This is a genomic window from Massilia sp. BGA-UO-ETr-WB1 (assembly GCF_059567845.1).
This window is the reverse complement of the sequence record NZ_JCAQOT010000024.1, coordinates 417786-443317: the sequence shown is the minus strand read 5'-3', so window position 1 is coordinate 443317 and position 25532 is coordinate 417786. Positions and strand designations below refer to the sequence as shown.

Sequence of the window (25532 nt, the reverse complement as noted above, 5' to 3'; positions counted from 1 at the left end):
TTAACAAGCTCAGTCACAGTGTTGTTCAAACTTTAATGGATTTCAAGGAAAACGCGCGTTCGCTTGGACTGGCCGATAAAAACTGTAGGCAAAAAAACCATAGCAATTTATTATCACGGCTGGAAGCTTCTTACTCTGGAAATGCTATGAAAATACTGGTCACCGGCGGACTGGGCTATATCGGCTCGCACACCTGCGTCGAACTGTTGGCCGCAGGCCACGACATCGTCGTTCTCGACAACCTGAGCAACGCGCAGCCTGCGGTGCAGCAGCGCGTGGAACGCATTGCCGGGCGCAGCTTCCCGCTGGTGCAGGCCGACGTGCGCGACCGCGCCGCGCTGCGCGCCGTGTTCCGCGAGCACGCCATCGGCGCGGTGATCCATTTCGCCGGGCTGAAGGCGGTGGGCGAGTCGGTCAGCAAACCGCTGGAGTACTACGACAACAATGTGGCCGGCAGCCTGGTGCTGTTCGAAATCATGGCCGAATTCAATGTGCGCACCCTGGTGTTCAGCTCGTCGGCCACCGTCTACGGCGACCCGGCCAGCGTGCCCATCACCGAAGACTTCCCGCTGTCGGCCACCAATCCCTACGGGCGCAGCAAGCTGATGATCGAAGAAATGCTGCGCGACCTGTGCCATTCCGATCCGCAATGGCGGGTGGCCTTGCTGCGCTATTTCAACCCGGTGGGCGCGCATGAAAGCGGCCTGATAGGCGAAACGCCGAACGGCATTCCCAACAACCTGCTGCCCTACGTGGCGCAGGTGGCGGCCGGGCAGCGCCCGGTGCTGGCGGTGCACGGCGACGATTACCCGACCCCGGACGGCACCGGCGTGCGCGACTACATCCATGTGACCGACCTGGCGCTGGGCCATGTGCGCACCCTGGCGCGGCTGGCGCAGGCGCCCGGCCTGCTCACCTACAACCTGGGCACCGGGCGCGGCTACAGCGTGCTGGAGATGGTGCAAGCCTTCGCCGCCGCCAGCGGCCGGCCGGTGCCCTACCAGGTCGGCCCGCGCCGTCCCGGCGACGTGGCGCAGTGCTACGCCGACCCGACCCGCGCCGAACGCGAACTGGGCTGGAAGGCCGAGCGCGCCATCGACCAGATGTGCCGCGACGCCTGGCGCTACCAGAGCGCCGGCGCGGCTTAGGGTCGCTTAGGGCGGCTTAATGCAGCCTCAGCCGCCGTAGAACGTCTTGCCCGACGCCGCCATGCCGCGCAACAGCGCCGGCGGCGCAAAGCGCTCGCCGTGGCTGGCGGCCAGGCGTTCGCAGCGCGCCAGGAAGGCCGCCGCGCCATCCTTGTCGACCTCGCTCAGCGGACCGCCGCGGAAGGCCGGGAAGCCCCAGCCGAGGATGGCGCCCACGTCCGCGTCGCGCGCGGTGGTGAGCACGCCCTCCTCCATGCAGCGCACGGTTTCCACCGCCTGCACCGCGATCAGGCGCTCCACCAGTTGCGCCACGCAGGGCTGCGCAGCCACGCGCGGGAAGTGCTCGGCCAATCCAGGCCACAGGCGCTTCTTGCCGCCCTCCGGATAGTCGTAATAACCCTGCCCCGCCTTCCTGCCGATGCGCCCCAGCTGCACCATGCGCGCCGCCACGCCGTGGCCGGGCCGGCTTTGGTAGGCGTCGCCCAGGTCGAGCCGGGTCTGGCGGTCGATCTTGTCGATCAGCTCGCTCGACACTTCATCCGTCAGCGCCAGCGGGCCGACCGGCATGCCGGCCTGCAGGCCGGCGTTCTCGATCAGCGCGGGCGCGATGCCTTCGGCCAGCATGGCCATCCCTTCCAGCACATAGGTGGAGAACACGCGGCTGGTGTAAAAACCGCGCGCGTCGTTGACGACGATGGGCGTCATGCCCAGCGCCTTGACCAGGTCCAGCGAGCGCGCCAGCGTGGCCTCGCTGGTCTGCTTGCCGACGATGACTTCCACCAGCGGCATCTTGTCCACCGGCGAGAAGAAATGCAGGCCGATGAAGTTGGCCGGGCGCGCGCTCGCTTCGGCCAGGCCGCTGATCGGCAAGGTGGACGTGTTGGACGCGAAGATGGCTTCCTGCGCCAGCACCGCTTCCGCCTGCGCCGTGACGGCAGCCTTCAGCGCGCGGTCCTCGAACACCGCTTCGATAACGATGTCGCTGCCCGCCAGCTGCGCGTAGTCGGTGGTGGCGGTGATGCGCGCCAGCAGGGCTTCGGCTTGCTGCGCTGCCTGCTGCGGCGCAGCCTGGCCGCGCGCGGCCTGCTTCTCCAGCAGCGCCTGCGAATAAGCCTTGCCCTTGTCCGCATCGGCTTGCGAGCGGTCGATCAGCACCACCTGCAAACCCGCCCTGGCGGCCACGTAGGCGATGCCGGCGCCCATCATGCCCGCGCCCAGCACGCCGACCTTGCCGTACTTCTGCTGCGGCACGCCGGCCGGGCGCGCGGCCAGTTTATTCGCCTCGCCCATGCTGAAGAACAGGGTGCGTATCATGGCTTTCGCTTCCGGCGACAGCACCGTCTGCGCAAAGTAGCGCGCCTCGGTCATCAGGCCGGTGTCGATGTCCGTGATCAGCCCTTCGTAGACGCAGGACAGGATGTTCATCGGTGCCGGGTAATTGCCCCAGGTCCTGGCGTGCACCATGGCGTTGGCCGCCATGATGGTCTGCTGCACCGCCGGCGCGGCCACCGCGCCGCCCGGCACCTTGTAGCCCTTGGCGTCCCACGGCTGCTGCACGCGTTCGGAGGGCGCGGCCAGCATGGCTTCCCGCAGCCACGCGCGCGCCGCTTCCTGCTCGCCGCCAGGCGCCACCACAGCGTGCAGGATGCCGGCCTTGAGCGCATCGGCCGCCTTCAGGCGCTTGCCCTCCAACAGCAGCGGCAGCGCTTTCTGGATGCCGATCAGGCGCGGCAAACGCTGCGTGCCGCCGCCGCCCGGCAGCAGGCCGAGCGTCACTTCCGGCAGGCCGAAGCGGGCTTTCGGATTGTCCGCCGCCACGCGGTAGTGGCCGGCCAGCGCCACTTCCAGGCCGCCGCCCAGGGCGGAACCGGGCAGCGCCATGGCCACCGGCTTGCCGCAGGCCTCCAGCTTGCGCAGCGCGCGGTGCAGCCGCATCACGCGCTCGAACAGCACGCCCGCGTCGCTGGTGTCCAATAGCCATTCGAGGTCGCCGCCGGCGATGAAGTCCGGCTTGGCGGAGGTCATCAGCAAGGCCTTGACGGCGCCGTCTTCCACCGCCTCGTCGATCAGGTCGCACAGCATCTGGCAGCTTTCCGCATTCAGCACGTTCTGGCTGCGGCCCACCATGTCCCAGCTCAGCGTGGCGATGCCGTCCGCGTCGATTTTCACGTTAATCATGGGTGGGTTATCCTCTATTCTTCAAATGCGTTCAATGATGGTGGCCGTGCCCATGCCGGCGCCCACGCACAGCGTGGCCAGGCCGGTGGATACGCCGCGGCGTTCCATTTCGTCCAGCAGCGTGCCCAGGATCATGGCGCCGGTGGCGCCCAGCGGATGGCCCATGGCGATGGCGCCGCCGTTCACGTTGATCCTGTCGTGCGGCACGGACAGCACTTCCATGAAGCGCAGCACCACCGAGGCGAAGGCTTCGTTCAGTTCCCACAGGCCGATGTCGGAGGCCTTCATGCCGGCGCGCTTGAGCGCCTTCTCGGCCGCGTAGCTCGGGCCGGTGAGCATGATGGACGGTTCGGAGCCGACCGAGGCGAAGGCGCGTATGCGCGCGCGCGGCTTGAGCCCGGCGCGCTCGCCGGCCGCGCGGTTGCCGATCAACACCGCCGCCGCGCCGTCCACGATGCCGGAGCTGTTGCCCGCGTGGTGGATGTGCTGCATCTGCTCGATTTCCGGGTAGCGCTTGCGGATCACGGCGTCGAAGCCGAACTGCTCTCCCATGTCGGCAAAGGCGGGCTTCAGCGCGGCCAGCGAGGCGGCCGTGGTGCCCGGCTTGATGAATTCGTCGCGCGCCAGGATGGTCAGGCCATTGCGGTCGACCACCGGCACCACGCTGCGGTCGAACCAGCCCTGCTGCTGCGCATGGTGCGCGCGGCGCTGGCTCTCGGCGGCGTAGGCGTCCGCGTCGGCGCGGCTGTAGCCGTGGAGGGTGGCGATGGCGTCCGCCGATATCCCCTGCGGCACGAAGTGGGTCTTGAACGCCACTTGCGGGTCCACCGGCCAGGCCCAGCCGCTGGCGCCCATGGGCACGCGCGACATGGCTTCCACGCCGCCGCCAATGGCCATGTCCGACTGGCCGGCCATCACCTGCGCCGCCGCCATGTTGACCGCTTCCAGGCCGGAGGCGCAGAAGCGGTTGATCTGCACGCCCGCCACGCTCTCCGCGTAGTCCGCCGCCAGCACGGCGATGCGGCCGATGCAGGCGCCCTGCTCGCCCACCGGCTCCACGCAGCCCAGCACCACGTCGTCAACCAGCGCGGTGTCGAGCGCGTTGCGCGAGGCGATGGCGCGCAGCGCCGTTTCGGCCAAGCGGATCGGCGTCACGCCGTGCAGCGAACCGTCCTTCTTGCCCTTGCCGCGCGGGGTGCGCACGGCGTCGTAGATGTATGCTTCCATTGTCCGCTCCAAAGTAGGATTCAAGCTGCCGCTTATTGGCTGCTTACAGGCTGCGGCTGATGAGTTCTTTCATGATCTCGCTGGTGCCGCCGTAGACGCGCTGCACGCGGGCGTCGGCCCAGGCGCGCGTGATCGGGTATTCCCACATATAGCCATAGCCGCCGTGCAGCTGCACGCAACGGTCCAGCACCTTGAACTGCATCTCGGTGGCGGCCAGCTTGGCCATCGAGGCGGTGGCCGCGTCCAGCTTTTTCTCCAGCAGCAGCTCGATGCAGCGGTCCACGAACACGCGCATGCAGGTGATCTCGGTCTTGATTTCGGCCAGCGCGTGCGCCACGGTCTGGAACTCGCTCAGCGCGCGCTTGAAGGCCTTGCGTTCGCGCGTGTACTGCAGGGTCCAGTCCAGGCCCGCTTCGGCCGAGGTCACCGCCATGATGGCGATCTGCAGGCGTTCCCACGGCAGCTCCTGCATCAGGTAGGCGAAGCCGCGTCCTTCCTCGCCCAGCAGGTTGGCGGCCGGCACGCGCACATTGTCGAAGAACAGCTCGGAAGTGTCCTGCGCCTTCATGCCGGCCTTCTTCAGGCGCTTGCCTTTCGAGAAGCCGGCCATCGCGGTATCGACCACGAACAGGCTGATGCCCTTGGCGCCGGCCGCCGGGTCGGTCTTGGCCACCACGATCACCGCGTCCGCGTGCCAGCCGTTGGTGATGAAGGTCTTGGAACCGTTCAGGAGGTAATGATCGCCATCGCGGATGGCCGTGGTCTGCACGCCCTGCAGATCCGAACCGGTGCCCGGCTCCGTCATGGCAATGGCGCCCACCATCCCGCCGCTGGCCAGCTTGGGCAGGTAGTGCGACTTCAGGTGCTCGCTGCCGTAATGCAGGATGTAGGGCGCCACGATTTCCGAGTGCAGGCCGAAACCGAGGCCGGTGGCGTTGATGCGCGCCTGTTCCTCGATCAGCACCACGCTGTACAGCTGGTCCGCGCCGGCGCCGCCGTACTGCTCCGGCATGCTGGCGCACAGGAAGCCGGCGGCGCCCGCCTTTTGCCATACCTCGCGGTCCACATAGCCCTGCTCTTCCCAGCGCTCGTGGTGCGGCAGCACTTCGGTTTCCATGAAGCGGCGCGCCGATTCGCGCAGCATGTCGTGTTCTTCGGTGAACAAAGTACGGGGGATCATAGTTGTCTCCTTGTGTTTTTAGGTCATTCGACCTATTATTTATAGGTATGTTGACCTATTTTCTGAAAAAGCGCAATCCGCCATGACCAAGCCACGCAAGGAATCGAACACCACCACCAAGGGCCACGAGCGGGCCGGCGCCATCCTGTCCGTGGCGCGCGAGATACTCGGCACCGAAGGCTATGGCGCGCTGTCGATGCGCAGCGTGGCCTCGCGGGTGGGCGTCAGCCTGTCCACCGTGCAGCACTACTACCCCAGCCGCGAAGTGCTGCTGGAGGCGCTGCTGAACCAGGCCTTCGACGGCTACCAGGCCGGCATCGACCAACGCCTGGCTCAGCGCACCGGCACCGGCAGCGGCAGCGGCAAGGCCGTGTTCCAGGCCATCATCGACTACTTCCTGGACGACTTGCGCGACCAGATTTCCAGCGGCCTGTTTTTCGAGATCGCCGCGCTGGCCAATCGCCATCCCTATGCCTCGAAGATGTTCGACACCATGCTGACGCGCGCGCGCCGCACGCTGCGCAACCTGATGCGCGACATTGCGCCGGAACTGACGCAGCGCCAATGCGAAATCCGCGGCGCGCTGATCGTGTCGCAAATGATAGGCCTGATGATCTTCCTGTCCGACACCCGTCCCAAGCACGACGAACTGGCCGAGCTGCAGCAGGAGGCCACCGCCGCCATCATGCGCACCGCATTCAACTGAGCTGGCAAGCGGTTCCGACAAATAGACACATAGCCCGTTTCATATAGTACCCACCAGGCCCTCCTTTTAGATTCTGTATCGGCATATACCTCTGCCGACATAATTTCTATACGGAGACTTTTATGAAACTAGTAGCAGCAGTGTGCACCGCCGCGCTGGCGGCGGCGTTCCCGGCAATCGCCCAGCAAAATCAGGATCAATACCAGTACCAAAGCACCGCCTACCGCGGCTCCGTGCTGCACTTCGTGGCGGACCCCGCCACCAGCGAGCACCCCTACGAATACTACGAGGACGGCGTGCTGCTGGTGGGCGCGGACGGCAAGGTGAAAGCCGTCGGCCCCGCCGCGCAAGTGCTGAACAACTACCAGCAGGTGAACGTGGTCGACTACTCCGGCAAGCTGATCATGCCCGGCTTCATCGACAGCCACGTGCACTACCCGCAGACGGAAATGATAGGCTCCTTCGGCCAGCAGCTGCTGCAGTGGCTGGAGACCTACACCTTCCCCACCGAGCGGCAGTTCGCCGACAAGACCTACGCCAAGAGCGTGGCCAAGGTGTTCCTGAACGAGCTGGCGCGCAACGGCACCACCACCGCGCTGGTGTTCGGCACCGTGCACCCGCAGTCGGTGGACGCGCTGTTCGAGGAAGCGCAGGCGCGCAATATGCGCATCATCGCCGGCAAGGTGATGATGGACCGCAACGCGCCGTCCTGGCTGCTGGACACGCCCGCCACGTCCTACGCCGACAGCAAGGCGCTGATCCAGCGCTGGCACAACAAGGGCCGCGCCCTGTACGCGGTGACGCCGCGCTTCGCGCCCACCTCCACGCCGGCGCAGCTGACCGAAGCGGGCCGCCTGCTGCAGGAGCACCCGGACGTCTACATGCACACCCACCTGTCCGAGAACAAGGGCGAAGTGGCGTGGGTGCAGGAGCTGTTCCCCGAGTCCAGCGGCTACCTGGACGTGTACAACCGCTACGGCCTGTCGCGCAAGCGCTCGGTGTTCGCGCACGGCGTGCACCTGCGCGACGACGAGTTCGCCTCGCTGGCGCAGACCCAGTCCGCCGTGGCCTTCTGCCCCACCTCCAACTTCTTCCTCGGCAGCGGGCTGTTCGACCTGCAGAAGGCGGAAGCCTACGGCGTGCACGTGGGCCTGGGCACGGACGTAGGCGCCGGCACCAGCTTCTCGGCGCTGCAGACCATGAACGAAGCCTACAAGGCGATCCAGCTGCACAAGGCCTTCAGCGACACGCCGGACCAGCAGCGCCCGCTCACCGCGCTGAAAGCCTACTACCTGGCCACGCTGGGGGCCGCCAGGACGCTCGACCTGGACGGCAGGATCGGCAACTTCAAGACCGGCAACGAGGCCGACTTCATCGTGCTCAACCCCAACGCCACCGACCTGCTGCGCTTCCGCATGCAGCGCGCCGCCAGCATCGAGGACAAGCTGTTCGTGCTGCAAACGCTGGGCGACGACCGCGCCGTGGAGCAGACCTATCTGATGGGCAAGCGCGTGGCCGTCACCACGGGCACGGGCGGCTACGACTACGGCAATAACTAGCGGGCCGGCGGGTTAGCGCGCATGCAATGCGGGCGTAACCCGCCGCAGCCGCAGCAGGCAGGTAATGGCCAGCAGCGCGAAGGCGGCGCCGCTCAGCAAGGTGAGGCGGTAGTCATGTCCCGAGAAATCGAGTATGGGCCCTTGCGCGCTGCTGACCAGGATATTGCCGAACACGACCATCAAGTCCTTGGTGGAGTTGTACTGCACGAAGCGGTCGCGCGGGAACAGCGCCATCGGCATCGACGAGGCGGCCGTGAAGTAGGCCCCGGAAATAATGATGTGCGCCATGTAGAACACGCGGAAGCTGCCTTCGTCGCGCACCGTCAGGTAGCCGGCGGCGGCGGCGCCGCAATACAGGACCATGAAGATGGCCGACATGCGCACCGCGCCGTAGCGGTCCGCCAGCCAGCCCACGCCGAAGGCGGACGCGATGGAGAACATGTAGCCATAGGCCGTCATGCTGCCCAGCGCGGCCTTGGAGATGCCCATCATCTGCGCGTAGTACTGGCAGAAGGTGTTGAACGGGCTGAACGTGACGCAGGCGAACATGAAAGCCGCCACGATCCACAGGTAGGGCCGGTAGCGGAAGCACTCGAGGATGTGGGCGCGCGGCACCAGCAGCGTGCAGCGGCCGCGCGGCGCCATGCCCGCGTCCGGCGGACACACTTCCTTGACGGTGGCGCACATGATGAAGATGGCCAGCGCAAACACCACGCCGATGGCGGCCAGGATCTCGGCCAGGTAGTGGTCGGTGAGCGCGAACACCCAGGTGTGGAAGGCGATGCCCAGGCTGAGCCCGACGATGCGGAAGCCGGCGAAGAAGCGGCCCAGCAGGCCCGGCGGCACCACGTCGTTGACCAGGCCGGTGAACAGCGAGGCGGCGCTGATGGCGGCGCACTCGAACACGGTCCAGAACAGGCAGAACCAGCCCAGGTTGCAGATGCGCGCGCCGGGCGAACTGGCGCCCAGCATGGCGTCGGTCCAGGCGCCCAGCACCGGCGACAAGGCCAGCCCCAGCATGGCGGCGCAGCCGATCGGCGCGATCACCAGCAGGAAGGGACGGCGCCGGCCCCAGGCGCTGCGGAAGCGGTCCGAGTGGTAGCCGATGAAGGGCACCAGCAGCACGCTCAGCACGGCCGGCACGGTGGCCAGCAGCAGCGAAGTGGTGGTGTCGGAGGCGGCGTTGCGGCGCAGCAGCTCAAGCCCGCTGGGCAGGGCCACGCGCTCGCGCATGGCGATGCCCAGGTCGCCCAGCATCAGCCAGCAGCCGACGGCGAACAGGCCGGCGGCGGTCAGCGGCAGCGCCGCGCCACGGCTGCGCCCGGGCGGTGCGGCTGTCAGCGCGGCGCCGTCGGCGGACATCAGGCCGCCAGCGTGACGCCGGGCGCGGGGCCGGTGGAATTGCGCACCACCAGCTCCATCGGGAAGGCCAGCTTCTTCGAGGCGGCGGGCGCGCCCTGGATCATCTCCACCACCTCGCCCACCGCGCGCGCGGCCATTTCCTGCAGCGGCTGGCGCATGGTGCTCAAGGTGGGGAACACGCCGGCGGCGGTGGGGATGTCGTCGAAGCCCATCACCGAGATATTGCCCGGCACCTTCAGGCCCTTGCTGTGGATGGCGTCGATGGCGCCGAAGGCCATTTCGTCGTTGGCGGCGAAAATGGCGGTGGGCAGCTGCTCCAGCGCCAGCAGTCTTTCGGTGGCCGCGTAGCCGCCGGCCTGCACGAAGCGCCCCACCTCCATCAGTTCCGGCAGCACCGGCAGGCCGGCGGCGGTGAGCGCGTCGATATAACCCTTCTCGCGCTGCGCGCTCTGGCCGGTGCCCTTGGAGCCGGCGATGAAGGCGATGCGCTGATGCCCCAGCGAAATCAGGTATTCGACGGCGCTGCGCGCGGCCTGCCGGTTTTCCACCGCCACCACCGGCACGTTCACGTCGCGCGCCTCGAAGCTGAAGAACACGGCCGGGATGCGCTGCTTTTCAATCACGTCCAGGTAGCCGTCGTCGGCGTTGGGCAGCAACAGCACCAGGCCGTCGCACAGCTTGCTCAGCATGTCGCAGGTGGGCGCCCGGCCCGGGCCGTCGAAACGCTCGGCGTTGAAGATCAGGATGTCGTAGCCGATGCGGCGCGCTTCCTGGCTGATGGCCTTGGTGATCTCGTGCAGCACCAGGGAACCGTAGTTGTTGACGAAGATGCCGATCAGGTTGCTCTTGTCGCCGCGCATGCGGCGCGCCAGCATGTCCGGCGTGTAGTTGAGCTGGGCCGCCGCCGCCATCACGCGCGCGCGCGCCGCTTCCGACACATAGCCGGTGCCCCGGATCGCCCGCGAGGCCGTAATCGGCGATACGCCGGCGGCCTTGGCCACTTCGCTCAGTTTGCTCGTCTTACCCATGTTCTCTCACCGCCGGTCTGCAATGTGGTCACGATACCACAAGCCGTAAAATCGATTCAATAAAAAATTCATTATAAAAATCAAACGCTTACTGAAACGATCAAAAAGTTGAGCAAAACGTTGGCCGTAGGACGGCAGCCGAGGTGGTAACGTGACCACATGGTACTGACAACAATATCAAAAGTACCTGGGGAGATGGTCTGACTGTCGTTCACTTGGAGGAGCACATGAATAAGAAGATACTGGCCGCACTGCTGCCGGCCGCCCTGGCCGCCGCGTACGGCGGCGCCGCGCTGGCGCAAGAGGCGGCGCCAGCCGCGCCCGTGGCCGTTCCGGAGGCAAACACCGTGGTGGTTACCGGTTTCCGTTCCAGCCTGCAAAAGGCGCTGAACCTGAAGATGCAGGCCATCGGCGTGCGCGATTCCATCGTGGCCGAAGACATCGGCAAGTTCCCCGAGGCCAATGTGGCGGAATCGCTACAGCGCGTGCCCGGCGTGATCCTGAACCGCGACGAGAGCTCGGCCGAAGGCCAGCGCATATCCATCCGCGGCCTGCCCACCGAATACTCGGTGACCACCTTGAACGGCGCGCCCGTCAACACCACCTCCACCAGCACCATCGGTTCGGCCGCGCGCGGCTTCAACTACGACGTGTTCGCTTCCGAACTGTTCGGCCGGGTGGACTTCTACAAATCGCCGCTGGCCGAGCTGACCGAAGGCGGCCTGGGCGGCATCGTCGACCTGCAGACGCCGCGCCCCTTCGACAATCCGAAGCGCACCGTGCGCTATGCGCTGTCCGAGTCCTACAACACCATGTCCAAGAAGGCCGACCCGAGCGGCTTCGCGCTGTATTCCAACACCTGGAACGACGTCGGCTTCCTGATCGGCGCGGCGCACTCGTCCAGCGTGAACAACCGCTCCGGCTTCGAAGCCACCGGCGGCTACAACAGCTCGGCGCGCGGCAGCCAGAGCCCGGTCAAGGGCAACTTCGCCGTCACGCTGGACTACGACGATCCGCGCGCCAACCTGGGCGGCCTGACGCGCGCCCAGGTGGACAACGCGCTGCTGCCGCGCATCTACCGCTTCTACGGCTCGGCCAACGACCGCACCCGCGACGGCCTGGTGTCGTCCCTGCAATACAAGTCCGGGGGCCTGAACCTGAGCCTGGACACGCTGTACTCCAAGCTGAAGAACACGCGCGACGAAATGTACTTCGGCCTGCTGGTGCGCAACAGCAAGACCACCAACCGCGCCGCGCCGCCCGGCCAGGCCGGCCACAACGGCTTCGTGCCGATCAACGTGAAGGTGGACCCGGACTCGAACCTGCTGACCGGCACCTTCGGCAACACCTCCTACAGCAGCGGCGTGACCTACAGCGAAGACGAAACCAAGTTCGGCTACACCTCGCTGAACGGACGCTGGGCCGCCAGCGACACCTTGGTGCTGAGCGGCCAGCTGAGCGTCAACAACAGCAAGGCGCTGAGCTACCAGGACACGCTGTCCGGCCAGATCTTCGGCGTGACCTCCACCATCGACTACGGCGACGACCACGTGTATCCGTCGCTGTCCTCGACCTCCAGCTACACCGACCTGAACAACTACCAGGGCTTCGACATCGGCACCGGCTGGACCCGCGAGACCGACAAGGCCAAGCAGGGCCGCCTGATCGCCGACTGGGACTACCAGTTGCCGGGCGACTGGAAGGGCCACCTGAAGGCGGGCGTCAGCTACGTGGACACCACCAAGGGCATCAACAAGCGCAACGGCACGTCGGCGGCCAAGGCCAAGATGAACCAGCTGGGCACGGCCGGCATCCGCAGCGGCATGACCACGCAGCTGCCGATCGGCAACCTGGACATGGGCGCCGGCTGGCCAAGCGCATGGGGCACCTTCACGCGCGACTACGCCTATTCCACGTTCGATCCGCTGGCCTACAACGTGGAATCGGCCTTCACCCCGGCGCAGAGCTTCACGGCGGGCGAGAAAGTGACCACCGGCTTCGTGCAGTCCGACTTCGTCGGCAAGGTGATGGAGCACGAGCTGCGCTTCAACGCCGGCGTGCGCTACTCGCGCACCGAAACCGAGATCGACAACTTCAAGCAGCAGGGCGCCAGCCTGACCTATGCGCCGAACCGCGAATCGGGCTCGTACAGCAACCTGCTGCCGGCCTTCAGCGCCGCCTTCGACGTGACGGACAACCTGATGTGGCGCGCCTCGTGGGGCAAGACCATCAGCCGCGCATCGCTGTCCATCATCGCCGCGCAGACCGTGATCCCGAACCCCTTCGACAACACCGCCACCGCCGGCAACCCCGGCCTGCGCCCGCAGCAGTCGAAGAACATGGACACCAGCCTGGAGTGGTACTTCCAGCCGGGCAGCCTGCTGTCGGCCGCCTACTTCAAGAAGGACCTGACCGACGCCACCGTGGCCAACACCAGCAACACCACCTTCGGCGCGCTGGGCTTGCCGGACACGGCGCTGGGCGCGATCTTCCAGAACGCGCAAGGCCGGGTCGACCCCAACCTGCCGATGACGCTGCGCAGCTACACCAACGCCGGCCAGCAGACGCTGAAGGGCTACGAACTGGCTTACCAGCAGGCATTCACCTTCCTGCCGGAACCGTTCAAGGGCTTTGGCGCGCTGGCCAGCTACACCCACATCGACCCGTTCAACAGCGCCAAGTGGATCACCAACGCCGGCAAGGAAATCCAGGTCAACTCGGTGCCGAAGTACGCCTACAGCACCACGGCCTACTACGAGAACGGTCCGCTGGCGGTACGCCTGTCGTACAACTACAAGGGCCGTTCGCTGCACGGCGACAACCCGCGCAACCTGGGCGACGACCTGATCCGCTGGCGCGCGGCGCGCGGCTACCTGGACGGCAACATCAGCTACAAGATCAATGACATGCTGGAACTGCGCATTGACGCGATGAACCTGTCCAACACGCTGAGCTACGACTACTTCGAAGACGCCTCCGGCCAGTTCGGCAGCGGAAAGAAGACCCGCATGGACTACGCCAAGTACGACGGCCGCACCATCAAGATCGGCATTCGCGGCAAGCTGTAAAGAGCAGAAACGGACACCACCCATGACCATGACCGCCCGCCTCGCCACGTTCGCTGCATTGACCTTTGCGGCCGCCCTCGCCCCGGCGCGCGCGGCGGACCAGGTCCGCATCGTCGACGTGGCGCCGGGCTGGGCCGGTAACTCGGTCAATGCGGTGGTGTTCCGTAAAAACGCCCTCGTCACGCACGGCGACACGCAGTACATCGCCTTCTACGACAAGGACGCCTGGGTGGTGCTGGGCAAGCGCAAGCTGGGCGGCGCGGCGTGGGAACTGCAGCGCAGCCAGTACCAGGGCAATGTGCGCGACGCCCACAACAGCATCAGCCTGATGGTGGACGGGGCCGGCTTTCTGCACCTGGCCTGGGACTTGCACAACCAGCCGCTGCGCTACGCGCGCAGCGTGCGCCCCGGCGCGCTGGCATTGACGGACACCATGCCGATGACGGGCGCGCAGGAACAGTCCGTCTCCTACCCCGAGTTCTACCGCCGGCCGGACGGCAAGCTGCTGTTCCTGTACCGCGACGGCGGCTCCGGGCGCGGCGACCTGGTGATGAACCGCTACGACCCGGCCGCGGCCTCCGGTCCCGGCTGGACCCGGCTGCACAGCAAGCTGATCAGCGGCGAAGGCAAGCGCAACGCCTACACCCAGGCCTTCCTCGACCACAAAGGCACGCTGCACCTGTCCTGGGTCTGGCGCGAAACGCCGGACGTGGCCAGCAACCACGACATGGCGTACGCCCGCTCGCGCGACGGCGGCCTGACGTGGGAAAAGTCGAACGGCGAGCGCTACGCGCTGCCGATTACGGCAGCCACCGCCGAGTATGCGGCACGCATCCCGCAAAACAGCGAGCTGATCAACCAAACGTCGATGTCCGCCGACCGGCAGGGCAATCCCTACATCGCCAGCTACTGGCGCGACGCCGCCTCGGCGGTGCCGCAGTACCGCGTGCTCTACCTGCGCGGCGGCGCCTGGCAGCGGCTCGACCTGGACTTCCGCAAACAGCCGTTTTCACTGAGCGGCATGGGCACCAAGGCGATTCCCATCGCGCGGCCGCAGATCATGGTCAACATCCAGCGCGAGCGGCCCTCCGGCCTGCTGATCTTCCGCGACGCCGAACGCGGCAGCAAGGTGTCGGCGGTGCGCATCGCCGACTTCGGCAAGGCGCAGTGGAGCGTGCGCGACCTCGACAGCGCGTCCGTGGGCGCCTGGGAGCCCAGCTTCGACACCGAACTGTGGCGGCGCAGCGGCGAACTGAATTTGTATTTGCAGACCGTGCAGCAGATCGACGGCGAGGGTGTGGCCGACGCCGCGCCTTCCCCGGTGCGCGTGCTGCAATGGACACCGGACTTCTGACTCCCCATCCACGCAAGGATCATGAACATGATGAGAAGACGACTTTGTTTGAAGGCAGCGCTGGCCAGCGTGGCGGCCATCTCCGCCGGCTGCACCCTGGGCGGCGTTGCAAGCACGACCTCCGTGACGAAAGCCGACGCGCTGACCGCGCTGCGCCTGGCCAACGACTACTGGCAACGCAGCAATTCCCCCGCGCTGTGGTCGTTCTGGGACGTGGCCGCCTACCACACCGGCAATATGGAAGCCTATTTCCTCACCGGCGACCAGCGCTACCGCCAATACTCCACCGCCTGGGCCGAACACAACCAGTGGAACTCGGCCCGCTCCGACGTGAAAGCCGCGTGGAAATACACCTACGGTGAAACCAACGAGCACGTGCTGTTCGGCGACTGGCAAGTGTGCTTCCAGACCTATGTCGACCTGTACAACCTGGACCCGGCCAAAGACCCGCGCAAGATCGCCCGCGCGCGCGAAGTGCTGGAATACCAGCTCGGCACGCCCAACAACGACTACTGGTGGTGGGCCGACGGCCTGTACATGGTGATGCCGGTGATGACCAAGCTGTACAAGGTGACCGGCGACCAGCGCTACCTGGACAAGCTGTACGACTACTTCCAGTTCGCCGACCAGCTGATGTACGACGCCGACGCCGGCCTGTACTACCGCGACGCCAAGTACATCTACCCCAAGCACAAGAGCAGCAACGGCGGCAAGGACTTCTGGGCGCGCGGCGACGGCTGGGTGTTCGCCGGCCTGGCCAAAGCGCTGGCCGACCTGCCCGCCGGCCACCGCTGCTACCCGCTGTTCAAGGCGCGCTTCCAGCGCATGGCGCAGGCCCTGAAAGCGGCGCAGCGGCCGGAAGGCTACTGGACCCGCAGCCTGCTCGACCCGGCGCACGCGCCCGGCCCGGAAAGCAGCGGCACCGCCTTCTTCACCTACGCCTACCTGTGGGGCATGAACCACGGCCTGCTGGACCGGGCCGAGTACGCGCCGGTGGTCAGGCGCAGCTGGCACTTCCTGAGCAAGACGGCGCTGCAGGCGGACGGCAAGCTGGGCTATGTGCAGCCGATCGGCGAGCGCGCCATTCCCGGCCAGGTGGTGGACAAGAACTCCACCGCGTCGTTCGGCGTCGGCGCCTTCCTGCTGGCCGCCGCCGAGCTGGCCCGTTTCCTCGACAAGCACACCCTGGATTGATCCATGACGACCAAGTTCTCTCGCCGCCGGCACCTGCAAGGTGCCGCGGTTGCAGCAGCCAGCGCGCTGCTGCCTTTTTCTGCCAGCGCACAGGTCCCCGCTTCCGGGCCTGCCGCGCGCTTCGCCATCGGCCAGGACGACTTCCTGCTCGACGGCAAACCGATCCAGATCCGCTGCGGCGAAATGCATTTCGCCCGCGTGCCGCGCGAATACTGGACGCACCGCCTGCAGGCCATCAAGGCCATGGGGCTGAACACGGTGTGCGCCTACCTGTTCTGGAACTACCATGAATGGCGCGAAGGCAAGTACGACTGGAGCGGCCAGCGCGACGCGGCCGAGTTCTGCCGCCTGGCGCAGCAGGCCGGCCTGTGGGTGATCCTGCGGCCCGGCCCGTACGCCTGCGCCGAGTGGGAAATGGGCGGCCTGCCGTGGTGGCTGCTCAAGCAGCCCGGCGACGCCTTCCTGCGCACCCGCGACGACGCCTACGTGCAGCCGGCGCGGCGCTGGCTGCGCGAAGTGGGCCGCGTGCTGGCGCCGATGCAGGCGACGCAGGGCGGCCCCATCCTGATGGTGCAGGTGGAGAATGAATACGGCTTCTTCGGCGAAGACCTGGACTACATGCGCGTGATGCGCCAGGCGCTGCTGGATGCGCGCTTCGAGGTGCCGCTGTTCCAGTGCAATCCCACCAACGCGGTGGTGAAGTCGCACATCCCCGAGCTGTTCTCGGTGGCCAACTTCGGCAGCGATCCGGCCACCGGCTTCAAGGAGCTGGCCAAGGTGCAGCGCGGCCCGCTGATGTGCGGCGAATACTATTCCGGCTGGTTCGACACCTGGGGCGCGCCGCACCGGCGCGGTTCGGCCGACAAGGCGGTGGCCGACATCCAGGCCATGCTCAAGGCCAACGGTTCCTTCAGCCTGTACATGGCGCACGGCGGCACCACCTTCGGCCTGTGGGGCGGCTGCGACCGCCCCTTCCGCCCCGACACCACCAGCTACGACTACGACGCGCCGATCGGCGAAGCCGGCTGGACCGGCGACAAGTTCAAGGCTTACCGCGACGGCATCACGCCGCTGCTGCCGGCCGGCGAGACGCTGCCGGACGCGCCCGCGCGCATGCCGGTCATCACCATCCCGCCGTTCGCCCTGCAGGAGACGGCCGCCGTGATGGCCAACCTGCCGGCGCGCACCATCAACGACGTGTCGCCCAAGCCGATCGAGCAGTACGACATCAGCCGTGGCCTGGTGGCTTACCGCGTGACCTTGCCGGCCGGGCCGGCGGGCACGCTGGCGGCGGCCAAGGTGCGCGACCTGGCCTGGGTGTTCGTGGACGGCAAGCAGGTCGGCACCATGGACACGCGCCACCGCCGCTTCAAGGTGGCGCTGGCCGCGCGCAGCAAGCCGGTGACGGTGGACATCCTGCTGTACACCATCGCGCGCGTGAACTTCGGCGTGGAGATCCACGACCGCAAGGGCTTGCACGGCCCGGTCACCTTCACGCCCAAGGACGGCGCGGGAGCGGCGCAGGCGGTGGAAAACTGGGCCATCCGCGCCATCGATTTCGACGCCGACGGCACGCTGCCGCCGCTGCAATGGAAGCGCAGCCGCGCGCAGGGCCCGGCCTTCTGGCGCGGCGGGTTCGACGCCGCGCAAACCGGCGACACCTTCCTCGACATGGCCGGCTGGGGCCAGGGCATCGTATGGATCAACGGCCGCTGCCTGGGCCGCTACTGGAGCATCGGCCCGACGCAGACCATGTACCTGCCCGGACCGTGGATCAAGCGCGGCCGCAATGAGGTGGTGGTGCTGGACCTGACCGGCCCGCGCAGCGCGCGCATCGCCGGCCTGGCCATGCCGGTGCTGGACCAGCTGCGCCCCGAACTCGACCTGGCGCGTCCGCCCAGCACCTCCAAGCTGCAGCTGGACGGCGTGGCGCCGGTGCACGCAGCCGAATTCGCGCCCGGCTCCGCCACGCAGGACGTGATGTTCGCCGCGCCCGCCAGCGGCCGCCAGTTCTGCCTGGAATCGCTGAACGCCTTCGACGGCAAGAGCTACGCGGCGGTGGCCGAAATCGCCCTGCTGGACAAGGCGGGCAAGCCGCTCAACCAGTCCAGCTGGACCATCGCCTACGCCAGCAGCGAGGAAGCGCGCAAGGAGGACGGTTCGGCGCTGAACGCCATCAACGGCCAGAACACCGACTACTGGCACACCGCCTACAGCGGCGCGGCCGCCAGCATGCCGCATCCGCACCGTATCATTATCGACCTGGGCAAGGCAATGGAAGTGGCGGGCCTGCGCTACGTGCCGCGCCAGGGCACGGCCGAGGTGACCGGCCGCATCAAGCAATACCGCATCTATATCGGCGACCAGCTCGTCACGGGCAACTAGGAGAACACATGGAACGACGCAACTTCATGCGCACGCTGGCGGCCGGCACGGCTGGTTCGGCGATGAGCGGATTGATCACCGCCAGCGGCACGCTGGCTGCAGGCAGCGCGGCGGCCGCCACGGCTGCGGCTGCGGGCGGCGACCGCGCCTACCTGCTCGGCCTGCTGCAAAAGATGTCCGACCCGGTGCTGTCGGCCATGTCGCAGGGCCAGCTGCACAAAAAATTCGCGCTCGAACTGAGCCCCACCTGGGATGGCCGCGACTCAAAGGTGGCCTACCTGGAATGCTTCGGCCGCCTGATCGCCGGCGTGGCGCCGTGGCTGGCCCTGCCCGCCGACGGCACGCCGGAAGGCCAGTACCGCCGGCGCATGCAGCAGATGGCGCTGCAAAGCTACGTGCATTCGGTCGACCCGGCCAGCCCGGACTGCCTGCTGTGGAAAGGCCCCGGCCAGACGCTGGTGGATTCGGCCTATTACACCAACGCCCTGATGCGCGCGCCCAAGACCTTGTGGGAACCGCTCGACAGCACCACCAAGCAGCGCATCATCGCCGCCATCAAGGGCCTGCGCCGCATCGAGCCGCCCTACATCAACTGGATGCTGTTCGCCGCCATGAACGAAGCGTGGCTGATGTCCATCGGCGAGGAATACGACCCGATGCGCATGAACGTGGCCATCCGCAAGATCAACGAGTGGTACGTGGGCGACGGCTGGATCAAGGACGGCGAAGCGTTCCACTTCGACTACTACAACTCCTACGTGATGTACCCGATGCTGGTGGAGATCCTGGACGTGCTGGCCAAGTTCAAGGGGCCGTTCTGGAACGGCAAGCCGGAGGAATTGCTGGCGCAGGCCGTGAAGCGCATGCAGCGCTACAGCGAGCACCTGGAGCGCTTCATCGCCACCGACGGCAGCTACCCGCCCATCGGCCGCTCGCTCACCTACCGCACCGCCGCCTTCCAGCCGCTGGCCCTGCTGGCCTGGCGCAAGCAGCTGCCGCCGTCGCTGCCCGAAGGCCAGGTGCGCGCCGCGCTGCACGCGGTGCACAAGGCGGTGTGGACCGAGCCGAGCAACTTCACCAGGGACGGCTACCTGACCATCGGCTTCGTCGGCCACCAGCCGGAGCTGGGCGACTGGTACTCCAACAACGGCAGCATGTACATCGCCTCCGCCACGCTGCTGCCGCTGGGCCTGCCCGAAAACGACAGCTACTGGACCGCGCCGGCGCAGGACTGGACGCAGAAAAAGGCCTTCTCGGGTCGCAAGTTCCCCAAGGACTACCACGTCAGCTACTGAAGACGCCTAGTACTGCTCCTTGTTGATGACGAAGTACATGCGGAAGACGGTGTCCAGCACCGTCTTCGCGGTGGCAGCCGCCTCTGCCGCAGGCATGCGCAGCTGGCGTACGTAGTGCTGCGCCAGCGCGCGCTCGGCCGGTGCGTACTGGGCCTGGATGGCTGCGGTGTGCTTCTTGTTCTTCTTGCCCTGCTGCGACCAGGCCAGCAGGTTCTCATCCACTTCCTCGCGCGTGTTGTAGGGGTTGTCCGCCACCCAGGGGCGCAGCGCGGCGTTGGCCCAGGCCTGCTGCACGCTGGCGCGCACCCTGGCGGTGGGCTGCCAGAAGCTCTCGCCCTTGCCGCTGCCCAGGGTCCGGTCCAGCAGCGACGCCAGCTTCTGCACCGGCTGCGGCAGCAGCTGCACGGCGCGGCGGACCTGCGGCCGGAACTGGATCTCGCACGCGGGCTTCAGCTCGCCGCCGGCGGGCACGAACACTTTCCAGTTGCCGGAGAAGCCGCCCGGTTCCGCGATGTACATCATCCACAGCGCGCTGTCGCCGTTTTTCCTGAACACGAAAGGCGCGCGCCAGCCGTCGCTGAACGGCTTGCCCAGGCGGGCGCTGCGCTCGCCGGCGTCGGTGCCGAGATAGTCCCTGGCGGTCATGGCCTGGCCGACCAACCGCACCCGGTGCATGTCGCCCTGCCAGCCGAGCGGCACTTCTTCCACCACCAGGCGCTTGCCGTTGACGGCGTCGGTCTGCCAGTAGATGCTGCGCGGCTTGTATTCGGGGAGGGGGACTTGCGTGAATACTTCGGTATCGAACTCCAGCACGTCGCCGCCGGTCAGGCTGGTGCTCTTGGGGCCGAGCACCAGGTCGCTGCCGAAGTCGTCCGGTATCGCATCGGGGTGCGTCCACGGCAGCACGCTGTTCGATTTGTGGGCCAGCGTGGCCAGCCCCAGGGCGGCCTTGCATTCGGCCAGCTGTTGTCCATTCGTCAGCCTGGGCCAGTCCTGCGCCTGGGCCCCGGCCGGGCCCCAAGCCATAGACAAGGCCAATCCGGCCGCGCAATACAGTTTATCCAGATTCATGGCATTCCATTTGAGTCGACCGCGCGGCAACCGGCCGCGCGATTAACTATTTTACAATGGAATTTTAGGTAGCTGCGTCCGGGAAAGCATTAGTCGTGCGCGCGCCCCACAGCGCGTAGAACAGCACGTACAGTTCGCACGCGGCGGTCAGCAGGAAGGACATCTGCAGGCCGTAGATGTCGGCCAGCCATCCCTGCACCACCACCAGCGCGCCGCCGGCGATGGCCATGATCAGCAGGCCGGCGCCTTCTTCGGTCAGCGGGCCCAGGCCCTTGATGCCCAAGGTGAAAATGGTCGGGAACATGATGGAGTGGAACAGGCCCACCGAGATCAGCGCCCACATGGCGGTCGGGCCGCTGCTGAAGGTGGCCACCAGCATCACCATGCAGGCGCCCACGCTGGCCGCCGCCAGCACGTGCTCGGCGGCGATCGAGCGCATCAGCACGCTGCCGGCGAAGCGGCCCACCATCATGCCGCCCCACAGCAGGAACAGGTAGTGCGAGGCGCGCTCGTGGTTGACGTTGCCGATGTCCGGCTGCGACACGAAATTGATGAACAGGTTGGCCACGCCGATTTCGGCGATCAGGTAGATGAAGATGGCCGGGATGCCGAACACCAGGTTGCGGTGCCGCCACAGCGAATGCGAGGCGCGCTCGGCTTTCGACACGCGGCTGGTGGCCGCGCCCATCTCCGGCAGCGGGAAGCGCGCGATGATCACCGCCAGCACGATCAGCACGCCCGCCACGATCAGGTAAGGCAGCTGCACCGCCTGCGCGTCGGCCAGGCGCTCGGCCTGGGTCAGCACATGGCCGGCGTCCGCCGTGCCGGCGTTGGAGCGGCCCAGGATCAGGTAGCCGCCGAACAGCGGCGCGAACATGGTGCCCAGCGAATTGAAGGCCTGCACCAGGTTCAGGCGCGCGGACGCGGTCTGCGGCGTGCCGACCACCGCCACGTAGGGGTTGGCGGCCACCTGCAGCAGCGTGATGCCGCAGGCGATGACGAACAGCGCCACCAGCGTAACGATGTAGGACGGCAGGCGCGCGGCCGGTATCATCATCAGCGCGCCCAGCGCCATGATGGACAGGCCCACCACCAGCGATTTCTTGTAGCCGATGCGCTCGATCAGGCGCGCCGAGGGGATCGAGGCGACAAAGTAGGCGATGAACCAGACCGATTCGATCAGCGTGGTCTGCGTGTAGTTCAGTTCGAACACGCTGCGCAAATGCGGCAGCAGCGTGTTGTTGATGACGGTGATAAAGCCCCAGGTGAAGAACAGGCTGGCCAGCAGCGACATGGCCGACTTGTAGCTGGCGGTTGCGGGCGCTTGCCCATCGGAAGATGTACTGACAGAAACAATAGGCGCAGCCACGGAAAGTCCCCTGAAAATCTTATTTTGGAGCCTTCCATGCTAGAGCCTTACGTGATCCAATACCAATAACTAAATTGCACGGATCTATACCGGTTTCGATATCGCAGCGCGCGTCAGTTGGGCAGCGCCACGCGCGGCAAGGTGATGGTGAACACGCAGCCCACGCCCGGGAGGTCCCTGACCGCCAGCGTCCCGTCGTTGGCGATGACGGACTGGCGCGCGATGGTCAGGCCGAGGCCGAGTCCGGTGCGGTCCGTGGCGCATTGCATAAACGGAGCGAACATGGATTCGGCCACACCGGGGGCCAGGCCACCGCAGTGATCCCGCACTTCTATCCAAATATGGTTGCCCGAAGCGAACGCGCACAGCGCCACTTCGGAATGGGGATGGGTGAACTTGAACGCGTTTTGCAGCAGGTTGGCCACCGCCGCGAGCAGCAGTTCGCGGTTGCCCCGAATCGCAAGCGTGGCATCCACCTCGGTTGTCATCAAAATGCAGCCCTTGTTCAGGGCCGCCAGTTCGGCGCTGGCGCGCACTTCGCCAATAAACTCGGCGAGCGAGAAAATAGGCATTTCCGCGGCCGCGTGTTTGACGCAGCGGATTTCATCCAGCGACTCGTCTATCAATTTCACCAGGCCGTCCAGGCTGCGCTTCAGGATCGAGCCGGTGGCGCCGTTCAGATTCAGGCCGCCCGTTCGCACCGCAGAATACGCCAGCATGGCCGACCCGAGCATGTTGCGCATTTCGTGCACGAAATGGCCCATGCGTTGATTGGCGTCGCTGGCGTGCTTGCTGGCGATCTCGACATCGCGTTGCTGGCTGAACTCGGTCACCGCGTCGGCTATTGCATTGTCGAGACAGCGGTTCATGGTCCGGAACTCGTCCACCAGGAAAGGGGCGTCGCGCTCCAGGGCCAGGTCGGTAATGGCCTGGCACAGGTCGCCGTAGTCATGGACCACCTCATCCACTGTAAACCCGAGCGCGAGCAGTTCTTTGCCGTGCTGCGCGGCCGATACGCCGATTTCGCTGAGCGACACCGCCCCGCCGGCCGCGCCGGAGATCTTCAGGCTGTCTTCCATGCCGTCGGTTTGCTCGGCTCGCAGCGTGCGGATCAGCTGGTCGAGAAAAAGGGGCACGCCATGGTCCAGCTGCGACGCCGTCACGCCGCTTCCCTGGCGCTTGGCCACCTTGGCCCGGCAGCGTCCCGTCAATTCGGCACGGTTGTTGGATAAAAATTCGTGAAGCACGATGCACCAGCCTTCCTGTCGCGCAAAGTGAGCAGCGCACTTTACAGTATATACATTCGGCAAACTAAGCGAGGTAGGGCACAGATACCGCGGATATATCGGTGCTAAATCAAGAATACAGTATCCGGCCCATTCCGCCGTTCTAATGAGGAGTTTATTTATGTCCAATACTACAACAAAGTCCATCGAGACCCAGCTTGTCTCCGCAACCGACCAAATCGAACTGCTCAATCTGGCGCTAAAGGCCGCGGTCGAATGCCTGGGCAGCCTGTCGGCAATGAACAGCGCGGTGAGCCGTACTGTGTCGGAAAGCACGCAGCAAATAGCGGCCTCGCTGGCGCTCATCAAGCGCATTACGAAAATGGCCAAACTCGACTTCCCATCCGGACAGGCGCTGCTGCAGCACAGCTCGGAATTGCAGTCGATCCTGTTGGCAACGAATGAAGACTTCTCATCCGCCGTGGATTTCAATGCCTGGAAACAAAGGCATGACATCGCAGACCTGGCCGACAGTTTTCTCAACACGAAAAAAAATGAGCCCGTGCCCAGTCCGGGCGATGCGGACGAATTGCAAAAGGGTATCGAAGCTGCCGAGCAGATCATGCTGCAGGAAGGGGGACAGCAGTAATGCAAGTCACTGCCATTTGCCGGCGCGGCGAGATTAAGTGCGCTGGCTGCCGCCGAAGCCTGCTATATTGAACCCATCCCTCCTCCTTGCCACCGGCCTGTTCGTCATCCAGCGCTGTTCGGCGCCAATCTGCGAGCCCGCTCGGCAGTCCCTGTACCGGATTCCACCCTCATGCTGAGCTGCAATTCTTTGGGAAGCGCATATGCATACGACCGGGTTTGGCAGAGGCGACCACGAGCGCTCTGGGCTGTCGCCAGGGACCATCGAGTACAGGCGGCAGGCGAGCCTGCTCAAAACAGGCGCCTTGCAGGATGCTATTTTCAACAGCGCCTACTTCTCCAGCATTGCCACCGACGAGCGCGGCGTGATCCAGATCTTCAACGTGGGCGCGGAACGCATGCTGGGCTACAAGGCGCTGGACGTTCTGAACCGCATCACGCCGGCCGACATCTCGGACCCGCTTGAGCTGATTGCGCGGGCAGCCACGCTGAGCGAGGAACTGGACACGCCGATTGCGCCCGGCTTCGACGCACTGGTATTCAAGGCTTCGCGCGGCATCGAGGACATCTACGAGCTGACTTACATCCGCCAGGACGGCAGCCGCTTTCCGGCCATCGTGTCGGTGACGGCGCTGCGCAATGTGCGCGACGACATCATCGGCTATCTGCTGATCGGCACCGACAACACCACCCGCAAGCGCTTCGAGCGCGCGCTGGAAGACAAGAACATCGAGCTGGAGCACGCCAGCCGCATGAAGTCCGAATTCCTGGCCACCATGTCGCACGAGTTGCGCACGCCCCTGAACGCCATCATCGGCTTTTCCGAAGCGCTCAAGGACGGCCTGATGGGCCCAACCTCGGCGCTGCAGCATGAATCGATCAACGATATTTTCAGCAGCGGCCAGCATCTGCTTTCGCTGATCAACGATATCCTCGACCTCTCCAAAGTCGAGGCCGGCATGATGGCGTTGGAACTGGAGGCGGTCGACCTGCAAAGCCTGCTGCAGAACAGCCTGACCATCGTGCGGGAAAAAGCGGCGGCCCAGCATATCGGACTCGATCTCGAGATAGGCCAGGGCCTGGGCACGGTGCAGCTGGACGTGCGCAAGACCAGGCAGATCGTCTACAACCTGCTGAGCAACGCCGTCAAATTCAGCGCCAGCGGCGGCGAGGTGCAGCTGCGCGCGCGCCGCGTGCAGCGTGCCGAGGTCGGGGTGTTGCGCGGCGATTGGCCGGTGCACCGCTTCCCGCAGGCCGGCAATGAATACAACGAGTTCGTTGAAATTTGCGTCAGCGATTGCGGCATCGGCATCTCGCAGGACGACATGGGGCGGCTGTTCCAGGCCTTCAGCCAGATCGATAGCAGCCTGGCCCGCAAGTTCGAGGGCACCGGCCTCGGCCTGGCCATGGTCAAGCAGCTGGCGGAGCTGCAAGGCGGCTCGGTGGCGGTCGCCAGCGTGGAGCGCAAGGGTTCGCGCTTTGCGGTGTGGCTGCCACTGCGGGCCCCGGCCCACACCGCGCACCAGGCGTAAAG

General features: G+C 66.1%; 18 protein-coding genes. 10 read left to right on the top strand and 8 right to left on the bottom strand.

Features of this window, described 5'->3' with window-relative positions:
* Window positions 1-146: 146 nt before the first annotated feature.
* On the top strand, window positions 147-1148 hold the full coding sequence (galE, locus tag AC56DV_RS15190) for a UDP-glucose 4-epimerase GalE (RefSeq protein WP_496315108.1): 1002 nt from the start codon (window positions 147-149) through the stop codon (window positions 1146-1148).
* 27 nt (window positions 1149-1175) lie between these two features.
* Here the strand turns inward: galE and AC56DV_RS15185 are convergent, their stop codons facing one another.
* The 3 genes from AC56DV_RS15185 to AC56DV_RS15175 are packed head-to-tail and all read right to left on the bottom strand — an operon-like array spanning window position 1176 to window position 5733.
* On the bottom strand, window positions 1176-3326 hold the full coding sequence (locus tag AC56DV_RS15185; RefSeq protein WP_496315107.1) for a 3-hydroxyacyl-CoA dehydrogenase NAD-binding domain-containing protein: 2151 nt from the start codon (window positions 3324-3326) through the stop codon (window positions 1176-1178).
* 21 nt (window positions 3327-3347) lie between these two features.
* Window positions 3348-4553, bottom strand: a complete 1206-nt coding sequence (locus AC56DV_RS15180; protein ID WP_496315106.1) for an acetyl-CoA C-acetyltransferase — start codon at window positions 4551-4553, stop codon at window positions 3348-3350.
* Window positions 4554-4596: 43 nt separating this feature from the next.
* Window positions 4597-5733 carry an acyl-CoA dehydrogenase family protein gene (locus AC56DV_RS15175; protein WP_496315105.1) on the bottom strand — a complete coding sequence of 379 codons (1137 nt, stop codon included), beginning with the start codon at window positions 5731-5733 and terminating at the stop codon, window positions 4597-4599.
* An 82-nt stretch (window positions 5734-5815) separates the two neighbouring features.
* On the opposite strand from AC56DV_RS15175, the gene AC56DV_RS15170 reads away from it, so the two are divergent.
* Together AC56DV_RS15170 and guaD are read left to right on the top strand one after the other, a co-directional pair.
* Window positions 5816-6439, top strand: coding sequence for a TetR/AcrR family transcriptional regulator (locus AC56DV_RS15170; RefSeq protein ID WP_496315104.1), 624 nt, complete (start codon window positions 5816-5818; stop codon window positions 6437-6439).
* A gap of 122 nt (window positions 6440-6561) precedes the next feature.
* Entirely contained in the window at window positions 6562-7998 is a 1437-nt protein-coding gene (gene guaD / locus AC56DV_RS15165) for a guanine deaminase (protein WP_496315103.1), read from the top strand.
* A 12-nt stretch (window positions 7999-8010) separates the two neighbouring features.
* On the opposite strand, the gene AC56DV_RS15160 is transcribed toward guaD, so the two are convergent.
* Entirely contained in the window at window positions 8011-9360 is a 1350-nt protein-coding gene (locus AC56DV_RS15160; protein WP_496315102.1) for an MFS transporter, read from the bottom strand.
* Window positions 9360-10388: a LacI family DNA-binding transcriptional regulator gene (locus AC56DV_RS15155; protein ID WP_496315101.1), complete on the bottom strand. Its 1029-nt coding sequence runs from the start codon at window positions 10386-10388 to the stop codon at window positions 9360-9362. The genes AC56DV_RS15160 and AC56DV_RS15155 overlap by 1 nt, the downstream gene beginning before the upstream one ends.
* Window positions 10389-10615: 227 nt before the next feature.
* Between AC56DV_RS15155 and AC56DV_RS15150 the strand changes: the two genes are divergently transcribed.
* Genes AC56DV_RS15150 through AC56DV_RS15130 form a run of 5 tightly spaced genes read left to right on the top strand, consistent with a single transcriptional unit; the run spans window position 10616 to window position 19684 of the window.
* Entirely contained in the window at window positions 10616-13456 is a 2841-nt protein-coding gene (locus AC56DV_RS15150) for a TonB-dependent receptor (RefSeq protein ID WP_496315100.1), read from the top strand.
* Window positions 13457-13478: 22 nt separating this feature from the next.
* Window positions 13479-14810 (top strand): BNR repeat-containing protein, encoded by a 1332-nt coding sequence (locus AC56DV_RS15145; protein ID WP_496315099.1) that lies wholly within the window; start codon window positions 13479-13481, stop codon window positions 14808-14810.
* Window positions 14811-14837: 27 nt separating this feature from the next.
* Window positions 14838-16004, top strand: coding sequence for a glycoside hydrolase family 88/105 protein (locus AC56DV_RS15140; protein ID WP_496315098.1), 1167 nt, complete (start codon window positions 14838-14840; stop codon window positions 16002-16004).
* A 3-nt stretch (window positions 16005-16007) separates the two neighbouring features.
* Window positions 16008-18389 carry a beta-galactosidase gene (locus tag AC56DV_RS15135; protein ID WP_496315097.1) on the top strand — a complete coding sequence of 794 codons (2382 nt, stop codon included), beginning with the start codon at window positions 16008-16010 and terminating at the stop codon, window positions 18387-18389.
* Between the two features lie 8 nt (window positions 18390-18397).
* Window positions 18398-19684, top strand: coding sequence for a DUF2264 domain-containing protein (locus AC56DV_RS15130; protein ID WP_496315096.1), 1287 nt, complete (start codon window positions 18398-18400; stop codon window positions 19682-19684).
* Between the two features lie 6 nt (window positions 19685-19690).
* Here AC56DV_RS15130 and AC56DV_RS15125 read toward each other — a convergent pair whose 3' ends face one another.
* The 3 genes from AC56DV_RS15125 to AC56DV_RS15115 all read right to left on the bottom strand — a co-directional run bounded on the left by AC56DV_RS15125 (window position 19691) and on the right by AC56DV_RS15115 (window position 23371).
* Entirely contained in the window at window positions 19691-20755 is a 1065-nt protein-coding gene (locus AC56DV_RS15125; RefSeq protein ID WP_496315095.1) for a hypothetical protein, read from the bottom strand.
* A gap of 64 nt (window positions 20756-20819) precedes the next feature.
* The gene (locus AC56DV_RS15120) at window positions 20820-22124 is read right to left on the bottom strand and encodes a sugar MFS transporter (protein WP_496315094.1); all 1305 of its coding nucleotides are present in this window, start codon (window positions 22122-22124) and stop codon (window positions 20820-20822) included.
* A 113-nt stretch (window positions 22125-22237) separates the two neighbouring features.
* Window positions 22238-23371 (bottom strand): sensor histidine kinase, encoded by a 1134-nt coding sequence (locus tag AC56DV_RS15115; protein WP_496315093.1) that lies wholly within the window; start codon window positions 23369-23371, stop codon window positions 22238-22240.
* A 160-nt stretch (window positions 23372-23531) separates the two neighbouring features.
* Here AC56DV_RS15115 and AC56DV_RS15110 point away from each other — a divergent pair, with 160 nt between their 5' ends.
* Both AC56DV_RS15110 and AC56DV_RS15105 read left to right on the top strand, forming a co-directional pair.
* Window positions 23532-23999, top strand: coding sequence for a hypothetical protein (locus AC56DV_RS15110; RefSeq protein ID WP_496315092.1), 468 nt, complete (start codon window positions 23532-23534; stop codon window positions 23997-23999).
* A 304-nt stretch (window positions 24000-24303) separates the two neighbouring features.
* Window positions 24304-25530, top strand: coding sequence for a sensor histidine kinase (locus AC56DV_RS15105; protein ID WP_496315091.1), 1227 nt, complete (start codon window positions 24304-24306; stop codon window positions 25528-25530).
* Window positions 25531-25532: the final 2 nt, after the last annotated feature.